The organism is Halomonas sp. AOP30-A1-24 (genome assembly GCF_052378165.1).
GTDB lineage: Bacteria > Pseudomonadota > Gammaproteobacteria > Pseudomonadales > Halomonadaceae > Vreelandella > Vreelandella citrativorans.
Genome location: NZ_JBQSXL010000003.1, coordinates 103673 through 117735, shown reverse-complemented (window position 1 = coordinate 117735; position 14063 = coordinate 103673). Strand labels below are relative to the sequence as shown.

Here is a 14063-nt window from a genome sequence, read left to right as displayed (position 1 = left end):
CCGTTTCTATTGGTTTAACCAGACATGGCCAACTGCTTATCCAACCAGGTTGGCATAAAGTACTGAGGTACAATGCCCTGGTCGCAGGCGCAGGATAAACGCTTGTAATCGCCAGTACGTTTTTACCTGCTATTTGAAAAGCGTAATCCAAACACCAGAAATTTTCTTTAACCACGAAGGGCAACGTGGGCTCGAGCTGGAAGGCTCTGTAGTGAGGCTATTGATTCAACGGCGGAATTAACTCAAATGGCAGTAGGAGAGAACCGCCGGTTGCGGTTTGACCTAACTGGAAAAATTGCTGACGGCTGTGCTCAACGTACTCAAGCATCTCATAGTAGCGCCGGATATTGCGCACATAAATGACCGGCTCACCACCACGCGCATAGCCGTGGCGCGTTTGGCTATGCCACTCCTGTTGCTGTAACAGGGGAAGCGCCTCGCGAACATCTTGCCAACGGTTGGGGTCCCCACCGAGCTCTTCGGTAATTTTACGTGCATCGTAAAGGTGACCAAGGCCAACATTGTAGGCCGCCATGGCCATATAAAGACGATCATCTCCGGTAATGCTTTCAGGCAGGCGGTCTTTTAGGCTGCGCAGGTAGCGGGCGCCACCATCAATGCTTTGCGCCGCGTCTCGGCGGTTATCCACACCCATTTCGCTGGCGGTAGGGTGGGTGAGCATCATAACGCCTCGCACGCCGGTGGGTGACACCGCTTCCGCGTCCCAGTGGGATTCCTGATAACCCACTGCCGCCAGCAGTTTCCAGTCAAAACCTGTGTCACGTGCCGCCTGTTTAAACAGGTCGGCAAACTGGGGTAAACGTGCATCCAGGTGCGTTAAAAAGGTGCGCGTACCCACGTACTCTAAATAATCGTCATGGCCAAAGTAGCGGTTAACCAGGTGGTCGAGCGTGCCATTTTCCTGAAGGGTTTGCAGGAAGTCATTGGCGGCTTCGAGCAGCCCTAAACCGCGGCCGCGAGGAAGCGCCCATACCATGGAAAGCGGGTCGCCCATTAAAAAGCCGCGCTCTACATTGGGGAAAAAGAGTCGGTTAAGCCGGAACTGATGATCAAAAATAACCGCTGCGTCCAGCACGCCGCTCTCGACCTGGACAAGCAGTTCATCGACATCCAGCTCGTGAGACTCTTTCCAGCTTAAGTCAGCGTAGTCGCGCTGCAACTCACGCAGCGCTTCGCTGGTACCTGCCTGGCTTAGCGTGCCAATCTCAAGGCCTACCAGATCGCTGGGTGCCTTTATGCCGTGTAAACCGCGCCGGTACACCAGCAGTGGTTGCATTTGAATGATGGGGCGGGTGTAGTGCACATCGGATGCGTCAGGGAGTAGGGGTAGGGCGGCAGCGCCAAAATCGCCCTGTTCACGCACGGCCGACAATACGCTTTCAGGATGATGCTTGGCGTTGAGGTTGAGGCTTACTCCCAAATACTCGGCAAACTGATGCATCAGCTCATACTCAAACCCAGTGGGTCCCTGGCGGCCTTCGTAGTAGGTCGTGGGCGTGTTGCGCGTTTGAGCCGTGATAAAATCTTTTGCCTGGATATGCGTTAAATGCTCACCATGTGGCACCTTGGGAAGCGTGGGCGCAAGTACCAATAAGATGATGATAAATAAGGTTAAATAAAGGCGAGCGTGCGCTAAAGAATGGGCATAAATCAATGTCGGCATAAGGTCTTGTCGGCATGAAACAAGCAGCCACAATACCCAGCCATCGCCATGCTGTCACCTTGTTGATTTCGTGTGGCCGCCGCTTTCCAGTATCATAGGGCTCAATAAGTGTCATTTAAGGGGTCGCCTAGCGGCCTGCTATTTCCCTGCACGAATTCTCCCTGCTCTAGAGGCTTCAGGATATGCTCGAATTGCGAGGCGCGCCCGCCCTTTCTACCTTCCGTCATACACGGTTGCTAACGGTGCTGCGTGAACGTGTTCCCGAGGTGGAGGCGCTGTCTGCCCACTATGTTCATTTGATTGACCACCGTGAAGAACTCAGTGATGCCTCTCTCGAGCGTTTGGCGCAACTGTTGGATTACGGCATCCCTACCCATGCCGAGATACCTGCCGACGCTCAACGTTTTCTGGTCGTACCGCGGTTAGGTACCCAGTCGCCCTGGTCATCAAAAGCGACGGATATTGCGCATAACTGTGGGCTGTCGGGCATTCGCCGCATAGAGCGTGGCGTTGATTATCGGGTAGGGTTTAGCCGTGCGCCCAGCGAAGAGAGCCTGACTGCGCTGATGGCGCTGCTGCACGACCGAATGACCGAAACCGTGCTTAATGACGCGGCTGAAGCGGCGGCGCTATTTGCTCACCACGACCCGGCACCGCTGGGTAGCGTGGATATTTTAAACAGCGGACGCGATGCGCTGGTAACCGCTAACCGTGAGTTGGGTTTGGCGCTTGCCGATGACGAAGTCGACTACCTGGTTGATGCCTTTAACGAGCTTCAGCGCAACCCCACCGACATTGAGCTGATGATGTTCGCCCAGGCGAACTCTGAGCACTGCCGACATAAAATCTTCAACGCGGACTGGATCATTGACGGCGAGCCGCAAACCCATTCGCTGTTCAAGATGATCAAGAACACCTTTGCAACCTCTCCTGAAAACGTCTTGTCAGCCTATAGCGATAACGCCGCCGTTATCAAAGGCAGCCAGGCGGGTCGTTTTTATCCCACGCCGCTGACCGGTGCTGAGGGAGAGCGTGCGCTGTACGGGACGCATCAGGAGCCGATTCACATTCTGATGAAGGTGGAAACCCATAACCATCCCACCGCGATAGCACCGTTCCCCGGTGCGGCGACAGGCTCGGGTGGTGAGATTCGCGATGAAGGTGCCACCGGTATCGGCGGTAAGCCCAAAGCGGGCCTTTCCGGTTTTACCGTTTCCAACCTGCGTATCCCCGAGTTTGTACAGCCTTGGGAAGCGTTTGATTATGGCAAGCCCGAGCGTATGCAGTCCGCCCTTGCCATCATGCTGGAAGGCCCGATTGGCGGCGCGGCGTTTAATAACGAGTTTGGCCGCCCAAACCTTACCGGTTACTTCCGTACCTATGAGCAGGACACCCTCAACGAGGGCGGTATTGAGCGTCGAGGTTTCCACAAGCCGATCATGCTGGCGGGTGGTTACGGCAATATTCGCGCCCAGCACGTTCAAAAGGGCGATATTCCTGTCGGCGGTAAGCTGATTGTGATGGGTGGCCCAGCGATGTTGATCGGTCTGGGCGGCGGCGCGGCCTCCAGCATGTCTTCTGGCACCTCAAGTGCCGACCTGGACTTTGCTTCTGTACAGCGTGAAAACCCGGAAATCGAGCGACGTGCTCAGGAAGTGATTGACCGCTGCTGGGCGATGGGGGACAAAAACCCGATCTGCTTTATCCACGATGTGGGGGCGGGTGGTCTTTCCAACGCGCTGCCGGAGCTTGTTAAAGACGGCAACCGGGGTGGGCTGTTCGATTTACGTGCGGTGCCTAATGCTGAGCCGGGTATGAGCCCGCTTGAAATCTGGTGTAACGAAGCGCAGGAACGCTACGTGCTGGCCGTTGCGGCTGAGGACCTAGCAACGTTTGATGCGCTGTGTAAGCGCGAGCGTTGCCCCTATGCGGTGGTGGGTGAAGCGCAGGCTGACCACCATCTTGAAGTGCGCGATGGCCACTTCAACAGCAAGCCGATTGACCTGCCCATGAGCGTGCTGTTCGGTAAAGCGCCGAAAATGCAGCGCAGCTTTGAGCGCCATGCGCCAGAGCTTTCCGGTGTAATGCTGGATAATCTCGACCTGCGTGAGGCGCTTGATCGCGTCCTACGCCTGCCCGCCGTGGCCTCCAAGAGCTTCTTGATTACCATTGGCGATCGCTCAATTACAGGCCAAGTGGCGCGTGACCAAATGGTCGGCCCTTGGCAGGTGCCGGTTGCAGATGTAGCGGTCACAACGGCCAGTTATGACACCCATGCCGGTGAAGCGATGGCGATGGGGGAACGTCCGCCGGTTGCCTTGATTAACCCCGCCGCCAGCGCACGCCTGGCGGTCGCCGAGGCGATTACGAATCTCGCGGCAGCGCCCATTGCCAAGCTAAGCGATATCAAGCTTTCTGCTAACTGGATGAGCGCCGCTGATCACCCTGGCGAAAATCAGGCGCTTTATGATGCGGTTCACGCGGTGGGGATGGAGCTTTGCCCGGCGTTAGGTATTGCGGTGCCGGTCGGCAAAGACTCCATGTCGATGCGTACCTCCTGGCAGGATGTGAGTGACCAAGGGGATAGCGAAGAGAAAAGCGTTACATCACCGCTGTCGGTGGTGATTACCGGCTTCGCGCCTGTGACTGACGCGATGGCAACCCTGACGCCACAGATCAACCTGGATCAAGATGAGTCGGATCTTATTCTGATCGACCTGGGGAACGGTCAAAACCGCTTGGGCGGCTCTGCGCTGGCGCAGGTATATGGTCAGGTAGGCGATACCTGCCCGGATGTCGACGACCCAGAAGATATCAAAGCCTTCTTTGAGGTGATCCAAGGGCTTAATCGTGACGGTAAGCTGCTGGCGTACCATGACCGTAGTGATGGCGGCTTGTTGGTCACGCTGTTGGAAATGGCCTTTGCGGCGCACGCCGGCCTTGAGATCAAACTCGACTGGATGATCGACGAGCCCGTTGAGGCGCTTAATGCGCTGTTCTCGGAAGAGTTGGGTGCGGTGATTCAGGTCAACCGCGAACACACCGAAGAGGTGTTAGCGCAATTTGCAGTAGCGGGTATTGAAACCTGTGGCGTTATCGCCCGGCCGCGTTACGACGACCAGGTGCGAGTAACTCTGTTTGAAGAGCCGCTGCTGGAAACCACTCGCCAACTGACACAGCGTACCTGGTCTGAAACCAGCTATCGCTTGCAGGCACTTCGCGATAATCCCGAGTGCGCTAAAAACGAGTTCGACAACCTGCTCGATACGCGTGACCCAGGCCTTTCAGCGACGCCCACGTTTGATATTAACGAGGATGTCAGCGCGCCGTTTATCAATATGGCCAAGCCCGCTGTTGCGGTACTGCGTGAGCAGGGCGTTAATGGCCAGGTCGAGATGGGCTGGGCATTTGATAAAGCCGGCTTTGAAGCCATTGATGTTCACATGAGTGACATTCTGGAAGGCCGTGTTGCTCTTGATGAGTTCAAAGGGCTCGTTGCCTGTGGCGGTTTCTCTTACGGCGATGTGTTAGGCGCTGGTGGTGGTTGGGCGAAATCCGTGCTGTTTAACGAGCGGGCACGCGATCAGTTTGCCGCCTTCTTTACCCGCGAAGACAGCTTCTCGCTGGGCGTGTGTAACGGATGCCAGATGCTTTCGCAGTTGAAGTCGTTGATCCCGGGGGCTGAAAACTGGCCAGGCTTTGTGCGTAACGAGTCCGAGCAGTTTGAGGCGCGGGTAGCCATGCTGCGCGTTGAAAAAACGCCCTCGGTTCTACTGGCCGGCATGGAAGGTTCTCTGTTGCCTATTGCGGTGGCCCATGGGGAAGGGCGTGCTGAGTTCCGCGATACTGCGCACCTGCGTAGCATGCAATCCAGCAATCAGATTGCGCTTCGTTACATTGATAACTATGGGCAGGTGACCACGCGCTATCCAGCTAACCCTAACGGTTCGCCGTCAGGTATCACCGGGTTAACCACCACCGATGGCCGCGTCACGATCATGATGCCTCATCCGGAGCGCGTTACCCGCGCGGTAACCAACTCCTGGCGTCCGGCAGAGTGGACAGAAGATGGTGCCTGGCTGCGCATGTTCCGCAACGCGCGTGTTTGGGTCGGTTAATATCTCACGCCGTTAAGCCATGCGTAACACATAACGGCGGCCCTTGGGCCGCCGTTATGGCTAACGCTGTTCTTGGCTGCTCTTGCCCGCTTGAGCCAGCAAAGTAATTTTCTGGCTGTTGGAGTTATATGCCGCCACCTGCTTTACGCCCTTACCAAACGGACGCGGTGAAACGTGTTATTACGCATTTTCGTGCGTCCAGCGAACCCGCGGTGGTGGTATTACCTACGGGAAGCGGGAAGTCGTTGGTGATTGCCGAACTGGCCCGCTTGGCGAGAGGTCGCGTATTGGTATTGGCGCATGTACGCGAGCTGGTGGAGCAGAATCACGCCAAGTACCAGGCCTATGGGCTTAAAGCCGATATTTTCAGCGCGGGTTTAAAGCGCAAGGAAGCGTCGCGCCAGGTCGTGTTTGGCTCGGTGCAGTCGGTAGTGCGTAATCTGGAGGCGTTCAATGACGAAGGCTTCACTCTGCTGGTCATTGATGAGTGCCACCGGGTGTCGCTTGATAAAGACGCAAGCTACCGCCAAGTGATTGATCACCTGCGGGCACAAAACGCGAAGTTGAAAGTGTTAGGGCTGACCGCGACGCCTTACCGGCTAGGCCAAGGGTTTATCTACCATCGTCATTACCACGGCATGGTGCGCGGCAGTGACGCAAGCTTTTTTCGTGACTGCGTGTTCGAACAGCCGCTGCGCTTGATGGTCAAGCAAGGCTATCTTGCCGAACCCAAACGCCTGGATATGGCGATTGAAGGGTATGATTTTTCCATGCTGGCGTCGGCAGAAAACGGCCATTACCGTGAAGCGGAGCTAAATCTCGTCGTGGCAGGCAATCGCGCCACCCCCATGATTATCAGTCAGATTGTTGAGCGTGCCACTGAGCGGCATGGGGTGATGATATTTGCAGCAACTGTCGCCCACGCTGAAGAGATCATGGGGTATTTGCCTGCCGACCAGGCAGCGCTGATTACCGGAGCGACCCCGTCGGTGGAGCGTACTAAGCTGATTGATGCCTTTAAGGCGCGTGAGCTTAAATACCTGGTGAATGTCTCGGTACTGACGACCGGCTTTGATGCGCCGCATGTAGATTTGATAGCGATGCTTCGGCCTACGGAGTCGGTCAGCCTTTATCAGCAGATTGCGGGCCGGGGGCTTCGACTCTCGCCAGGTAAGCAGGATTGCCTTATTTTGGATTACGCGGGCAACCCCTGGGACCTTTACGCACCAGAAGTGGGCGAGCCAAAACCGCCGGGCGACAATGAGCCGGTGCAGGTTGAATGCCCGGCCTGCGGCCACGCTAATCTGTTTTGGGGCAAGCGCGACGGCGAACTGGTCATTGAGCATTTTGGGCGCCGCTGCCAAGGGCTGCTTGAAGATGATAAAGGCAAGCGCCACCAGTGTGATTTTCGCTTTCGCTTCAAGGTGTGCGATAACTGTGGCGCTGAGAATGATATTGCGGCGCGTCGCTGCCACGGCTGCGAACAGCTGCTGGTGGATGCTGATGACAAGCTTAAAGATGCACTCAAATTAAAAGATGCCCGAGTATTACGGGTAAGTGGCATGCAATTGGACGCAACCCTTAATGGCCGTGGTCTGCCGCGTCTGAAAGTGACCTATTACGATGAGGATGGCACAACACTCTCTGAGTGGTTTGCTTTGGAAACCCCCGCCCAGCGCCGCGCCTTTTATGCCGCCTTTTTGCGTCGGCATTTGCGCGCTCCGGGTACGCCCTGGCAACCCCTCAAGCCAGAGGACGTTATTAGCGAGCAGCGCCGCTTGCGCTATCCGGATTTTGTGGTCGGGCGCAAGGTGGGCCGACATTTCCAGATTCGCGACAAGCTCTTCGACTACGAAGGACGCTATCGTAAAGCTGCCGAAGCAGGCTAACGCACCGTGCGCCAGGCGCAACGTCAGGTGCCGACTTTGTTACACTGCCTTCTAGGGGCTGTCTGAAAAGTCGACGAGCGAAGACAAGACAAGGCAAAAATTGGCGAAAAAACGGAGTTTACATGTGTAAATGAGTATTTTGATCGGACTCGCGCACGAGCCAATTTTTAACGCCGTATTGTCGAGCGCAGACACTTTTCAGACAGAGCCTAATGCCCACTGACCAAGAGATACCGACTGAGTGAGCGACACACACAACGCCACCGCTGATCCTGAACGCATGGCTACGTTGGCACAAGAGCCAATCGTCGAGGTGCTTGGGCGGCTGTTCGATGAGCCCATTACTCAACTGCCGGAGGATTTGTATATTCCTCCCGAGGCGCTGCGCGTTTTTTTGGAAACCTTTGAAGGACCGCTGGATCTCTTGCTTTACCTTATTCGTCGGCAAAATTTAGACATCTTGACGATCAACGTGGCCGCGATTACCCACCAGTACATTGAGTACGTAGAGCTGATGCAGGCGATGGAGATCGAGCTTGCCGGTGAGTACTTGCTGATGGCCGCGATGTTGGCGGAAATTAAATCGCGCTCGCTACTGCCTCGGCCGCCCAAAGCGGAGGGCGAAGGTGAAGAGGACCCCCGGGCAGAGCTGATTCGTCGCCTGCAAGAGTATGAGCGTTTAAAAGCCGCTGCTGAAACGCTGGATACATTGCCTCGCGTAGGGCGTGATTGGTTTAGCGTACAGGCTGGTTTACCCCCGCTTGAGTCGCGGGTGATTCACCCGGATGTAGAACTGGACGAACTGCTGAGTGCTCTTTCCGATATCCTTAAACGTGCCGAATTAACGCAGTCCCATCAGATTAGCCGTGAGGTACTGTCTACCCGTGAGCGTATGCTCAAGATCATGGAGCAGCTCAGCGAAGACAGCGCACACCAACGCTACACACCTTTTGAAGCCCTGTTTACCATGGAAGAGGGGCGGGCAGGCGTGGTCGTCACCTTTATGGCTATTTTGGAGCTAGCGAAAGAGGCAATGATCGAAATTGTCCAGAACGCACCACTTTCTCCTATCCATGTACGGGCGCGCAGCGGCGCGATAGTGGATGAAGAAGCCGCTTTTGAAACGCTTGCTGTTGAGGAAGCAGACGGCGCCTTTGAAGAGCCTGCCTTTGAGCCTGATGAGGAGGCACCATGAAGGACACCACCTTAGACAACATTATAGAAGCCGCGCTGCTCGCCGCAGGCGAACCGTTGGATGTCGAGCGGCTCGAAACGTTATTTATCGACGATGAGTGCCCGCCGAGACGAGAGTTGCGTGACGCATTAGCGCGCCTTGCTCTGCGCCATAAAGAGGGCGCGTTAGAGTTAGTGGAAACCGCATCAGGGTTTCAGCTGCGTATTCAGCCACGCCTTGCGCATTGGGTGTCACGCCTCTGGGACGAACGCCCCCAGCGATATTCGCGTGCGCTGCTTGAAACGCTGTCGTTGATTGCCTATCGGCAGCCTGTCACCCGTGGTGATATCGAAGAAGTACGCGGGGTCAGCGTGAGCAGTTCGATCATGCGCACCTTAATGGAGCGTGGATGGGTTCGTGTTGTTGGCCACCGCGATGTGCCCGGGCGGCCAGCCGTCTACGCCACTACACGAAGCTTTCTGGACGATTTTGGCCTGAAAACACTGGATGCACTTCCCCCCATGCATGAATTGGTTAATTGGGAGAAGAGGGAAGAGGCTGAGTTACCGGCTTCACAAGAGGCTCTCCTCGAAGAAGAGAGTGAGGAAGAGAAGCCCAAAGAAACACTGGACGAAGCGCCAGAAAGCGTGCAGGATGCGCCACCCAAGACGGCTGAGAGAGCCGACGACCACGCCGAGACGGCGTTAACCCAGCCGCTAAGTTTTGCTGATTTAGAAGCTCGACTTGCGGCACGTGCGCAGCGCTCACATGATGACAGCGCACGCACGCAGACCAATGATATGAGGTCAGACGATCATGACTCAGAGTAACAACACCCCTCCCGTTAGTGAAAAACTCCAGAAAGTGCTTGCCCGAGCGGGGCTGGGTTCGCGGCGCGAAATGGAAACCGCTATTTCTGATGGCCGAGTAAAGGTCAACAGCCAGGTCGCCAAGTTGGGTGACCGCGTTGAAATTCGCGATAAAGTAAGTTTCGATGACCGCCCCGTTACACTGCGACCCGAGAACGAAGCGCCGCGTCGCGTCATCATGTACAACAAGCCAGAAGGCGAGCTGTGCACCCGTAAAGACCCGGAAGGCCGTCGTACCGTATTTGAGCGTTTGCCACGGCTAAAAGGCGAGCGCTGGATTGCCATTGGCCGACTGGATATCAATACCAGCGGTCTGCTGCTTTTCACGACCGATGGCGAGCTTGCCAACCGGTTAATGCACCCCTCAACCCAGGTTGAGCGTGAATACGCCGTGCGCGTAATGGGCGAAGTAAAGCGCGAACACATCGTAGCGATGGTGGATGGCGTTATGCTGGAAGATGGCCCTGCTCGCTTTACCGATGTGCAAGAGTTTGGTGGTGAAGGTATCAACACCTGGTTCCACGTCGTCATTCTTGAGGGACGTAACCGCGAGGTGCGCCGCCTGTGGGAGTCTCAAGAGCTAACGGTTAGCCGCCTGAAGCGTGTGCGTTACGGCAACATTTTTATTGATAAGCGTGCTAAAGCGGGAGAGTGGGTCGAGCTTTCGCAAGACGAAGTCGATGATCTCGCCACGATCGCTAACCTTGAAGCACGTAAGGTGCCTGAGCTGACGCCTGACGAGAAGAACCGTTGGAGCCGCGACAAAAATAAGCGTCGTCCGGTACAGACAATGCGCAAGCCTAAACGCCGCTAATTTTATAACTACCCAAACCAGGGGTGGAAAATTGGTTCGCACTGGCCAGCCATCAATCGCTTGATGGCTGGCTTTTAAGTATCTGGGTACCTTAAAACGATCGTTGTTGTACCAGGCATGATCGTGGCGGTAGAGACTCGCATGGGCCATGAAACCCGCTTTAATTACACTGCGGGATCAAAGGCTAATCCTGTGGGTGCAGTGCGGGAAAAAGTTAAAAACTTCTTGCCATGGCTGATCATGGTCTGTACTATATGCATCCGTTCGAAGGGGTCGTTAGCTCAGTTGGTAGAGCAGTTGACTTTTAATCAATTGGTCGTAGGTTCGAATCCTACACGACCCACCATCGAACAGCGTAATTAGACATACCGCTATGTCAGTACGGTAAGCAAAAATTTGGGTCGTTAGCTCAGTTGGTAGAGCAGTTGACTTTTAATCAATTGGTCGTAGGTTCGAATCCTACACGACCCACCAAATTCAACACCCTTGGTAGCTTGCTGCCAGGGGCGTTTTGCTGTGTGCCTGATGTGCACAGCCGCGCAATATACCACTTGCAGAAGACAACAATTTGCCACCACAATGGCTGCATGCAATGTGATTAAGAAAAGTTCATTAGAGAAAGCTGTTAAGAGAAAACAGTTTAGAGAAATAGTTTAGAGAAATAGTTAGTAGCGCAGTAGGTCACCGCGAGAGACGCAGCGGCCTGTTGCAATCGCGAGCGGCATGTGTGGATGACACAGGTCGCGACTAGTGTTTAACAGGGGGATTCCCTGTTCGTCACAGTGGTAGACACGATGACTATTATGACTTCTCAAGCTGAGCTTGATGCTCCGCTCCCTAGCCCGTATTGCCCTACTCGTATTCCCGCAGAAGACCAAGCGCGTGTCGAAGAGATAAAGCAACTGCTGCACACGCACAATGCCGTCTTGGTCGCGCACTACTACACCGATGACGCTATCCAGCAGTTAGCGGAAGAAACCGGTGGCTGCGTGGCAGACTCCCTTGAAATGGCGCGCTTTGGCGCTCGGCATGATGCTACTACGTTGATTGTGGCAGGTGTGCGTTTTATGGGGGAAACAGCCAAAATACTTTCGCCTGAAAAACGCGTATTGATGCCCACGCTGGAGGCAACCTGTTCGCTGGATATTGGCTGCCCGGTAGATGCGTTCAGCGCCTTTTGCGATGCGAACCCTGACCGTACCGTGGTGGTGTATGCCAATACGTCGGCTGCTGTCAAAGCGCGTGCTGACTGGGTAGTGACGTCATCCATTGCCGTTGACGTGATTGAGCACCTGCAGGCAAAAGGTGAAAAAATCCTTTGGGCACCGGATAAGCATCTGGGGGGATATATCCAGAAAAAAACCGGCGCTGATATGCTGATGTGGGACGGCGCCTGTATTGTGCATGAAGAGTTCAAGGCGAAAGGTATTGAGGACTTAAAACGCCTTTATCCTGATGCGGCGGTGCTGGTGCATCCTGAATCGCCGGACTCGGTGGTCAACATGGCGGATGTGGCGGGGTCGACGTCCCAGTTAATCAAGGCCGCTCAAACACTGCCCAATAACCAGCTTATCGTGGCAACAGATCGCGGCATTTTCTTTAAGATGCAGCAAGCGGTGCCGGGCAAGACATTGTTTGAAGCACCGACAGCCGGTAATGGCGCTACCTGCCGAAGCTGCGCACACTGCCCGTGGATGGCCATGAATGCACTGGATAATCTGGCGGATGCGCTGCGCTACGGCAGTGGGGAAATTCATGTTGATGAGTCGCTACGCCAGAAAGCGCTAAAGCCGCTTGAGCGTATGCTGAATTTCAACGCTAAATAGAACAGCTTCACGCTGTGATCAGTCCATCAGGCTCCTGGCCCTTCGCAGGCCAAGAGCTTTATGCATGTCATTCATTTCAAAGCGTTACGTCGTTAAAAGTCATCCAGCGCTTTACGGTATTCAATAAAGGCTTCTCGGCGCTGTTCAATACGTGCAAGCGCTTGCTGGTCGTTCTCTTGCTCGGCCGCGTTGCGAGCCAGTGAGAGTTGCTGAATGCCTCGGTCGACTCGCCCTGTCAGCTGTAAATGCTCGGCGCGCGCCAAATGCCCCCAACCGTTGTGCCCGCTTCGCCCAGCGGCTTCAGCTAGCAGGTTAAAGCCAGGAGGATATTCAGGGTTTTGCGCTGTTATGTTACGCAGGAGCTGATAAGCGGCTTCTGGGTCTCGCTGCAGTTGTGCCTCTGCCAAAATCAGTTGGGCGGGCAGATAAGATGGCATCAGCCTCAAAAGGCGCTGGCTTCGGGTAATGGCTTCATCATAGCGTTGGGCATCCAGCGCGACGCTTGCCGCAGACGCAGGCAGCATGCCGTAATCCGGTAGCTCAGTGGCCAGTTGATCGAGCATTTGTAAGGCTTGATCCGTTTGACCATTACGTGCAGTTATTAATGCCTCTAGAAAGCGTCGTGCCGGCTCTTCTGCGTCATCCTGGGCAAGGCGGGAAGCGGCTTGTTGCGGGGAGTTTTGGTAAATGCTCAATAGGGCGCGAGCGCGCATCATGTCGTAAAGCGTATTGCTGGTATAGGTGCTGGCCACACTGAGCTGCGAGGCACGCCCTTGTGCATCGCTTAAGCGGCTATCTGAAACTGGGTGGGTCAATAGAAACTCAGGCGGGTTGCCGCCTTGTAGTCGCGCCAAGCGTTGCATGGCAGAAAACATGCGGACCATGGCATGAGGGTCGTAGCCAGCATCGGCCATCGCCTGTAAGCCGATACGGTCAGCCTCTTGCTCAAAACGTCTTGAGTAGCTGAGCTGGTCCTGGATTAGGGCGGCCTGTGAGCCCATGGCGGCGGCAAGGCCCGCTTCGCCACCTCCGCTGGCCGCTACCAGCATGCCCGCTAGCATGGCTGCCATGGCAGGAAGTTGTGTCTGTTCTGCTCGCGCGCTACCTCGGGCGTAGTGACGCTGTGATAAGTGGCCAAGCTCATGAGCAATCACCGAGACAAAAGCACCTTCATCTTCAGCAAAGGCAAAAAGCCCGGAATTGATTCCCACCACGCCACCGGGAACGGCAAAGGCATTGAGTGATCGGTTATCGACCATCACCATCGTCGTTTGCAGGTCTCCCAATTGGCTGTATGGCAGCAGGCGCGCCACAAGGCTTTCCAGGTAATCGCTTACGATAGGGTCTTGCCATTGAGGCGCCTGGGCCCGGAACTGACGTAGCCATGCTCGGCCCAAACGGAACTCTTCACTGCTGGCTGATGACGAGGGACCGCCAAGCGTGGGCAGATGATAGTCATTAAGTGCGTAGCTTGGCGGGCTTGAGACGCTAATGCTGCAAGCAACAATTAGCGCGCAGAGCCCGCGGGGATAAGCAGTCCGTATGTGCGGCATGGCATCCTCATTGATAAGGGTAAAGCGCAGCGGTTACCGCTGTGACATTGATTGATGCTGTAAAGTGCCGTTAAATCAAGTGAACAGTGATCATCGCAACGTAAACAGTTTATGCAACAATGGCGAGATCATGCAG

Annotated in this window: 8 protein-coding genes and 2 tRNA genes; 8 read left to right on the top strand and 2 right to left on the bottom strand. The window is 55.3% G+C overall.

From position 1 onward, the window contains the following. Positions 1–217: 217 nt before the first annotated feature. Entirely contained in the window at positions 218–1684 is a 1467-nt protein-coding gene (gene mltF, locus ACT3TJ_RS02750; RefSeq protein WP_193056854.1) for a membrane-bound lytic murein transglycosylase MltF, read from the bottom strand. Positions 1685–1866: 182 nt separating this feature from the next. Here mltF and purL point away from each other — a divergent pair, with 182 nt between their 5' ends. The 8 genes from purL (at position 1867) to nadA (ending at position 12374) form a co-directional block, all read left to right on the top strand. Beyond that, a complete protein-coding gene (gene purL / locus ACT3TJ_RS02745) occupies positions 1867–5802 on the top strand; it encodes a phosphoribosylformylglycinamidine synthase (protein ID WP_193056855.1) in 3936 nt (1311 codons plus the stop codon). Positions 5803–5930: 128 nt separating this feature from the next. Further along, the gene (locus ACT3TJ_RS02740; protein ID WP_193056856.1) at positions 5931–7691 is read left to right on the top strand and encodes a DEAD/DEAH box helicase; all 1761 of its coding nucleotides are present in this window, start codon (positions 5931–5933) and stop codon (positions 7689–7691) included. Between the two features lie 280 nt (positions 7692–7971). Next, positions 7972–8886 (top strand): segregation and condensation protein A, encoded by a 915-nt coding sequence (locus ACT3TJ_RS02735; RefSeq protein ID WP_441677326.1) that lies wholly within the window; start codon positions 7972–7974, stop codon positions 8884–8886. Then, the gene (gene scpB, locus ACT3TJ_RS02730; protein ID WP_441677250.1) at positions 8883–9695 is read left to right on the top strand and encodes an SMC-Scp complex subunit ScpB; all 813 of its coding nucleotides are present in this window, start codon (positions 8883–8885) and stop codon (positions 9693–9695) included. Before ACT3TJ_RS02735 ends, scpB begins: the two co-directional genes overlap by 4 nt. After that, on the top strand, positions 9682–10548 hold the full coding sequence (gene rluB / locus ACT3TJ_RS02725) for a 23S rRNA pseudouridine(2605) synthase RluB (protein ID WP_087105950.1): 867 nt from the start codon (positions 9682–9684) through the stop codon (positions 10546–10548). Before scpB ends, rluB begins: the two co-directional genes overlap by 14 nt. A 270-nt stretch (positions 10549–10818) precedes the next feature. After that, positions 10819–10894, top strand: a tRNA-Lys gene (locus ACT3TJ_RS02720). 52 nt (positions 10895–10946) lie between these two features. Further along, a tRNA-Lys gene (locus ACT3TJ_RS02715) sits at positions 10947–11022 on the top strand. 320 nt (positions 11023–11342) lie between these two features. After that, a complete protein-coding gene (gene nadA / locus ACT3TJ_RS02710; protein ID WP_444621501.1) occupies positions 11343–12374 on the top strand; it encodes a quinolinate synthase NadA in 1032 nt (343 codons plus the stop codon). 92 nt (positions 12375–12466) lie between these two features. Here the strand turns inward: nadA and ACT3TJ_RS02705 are convergent, their stop codons facing one another. Next, complete coding sequence (locus ACT3TJ_RS02705) at positions 12467–13927, bottom strand: M48 family metalloprotease (protein WP_444621502.1); 1461 nt, start codon at positions 13925–13927, stop codon at positions 12467–12469. Positions 13928–14063 lie beyond the last annotated feature (136 nt).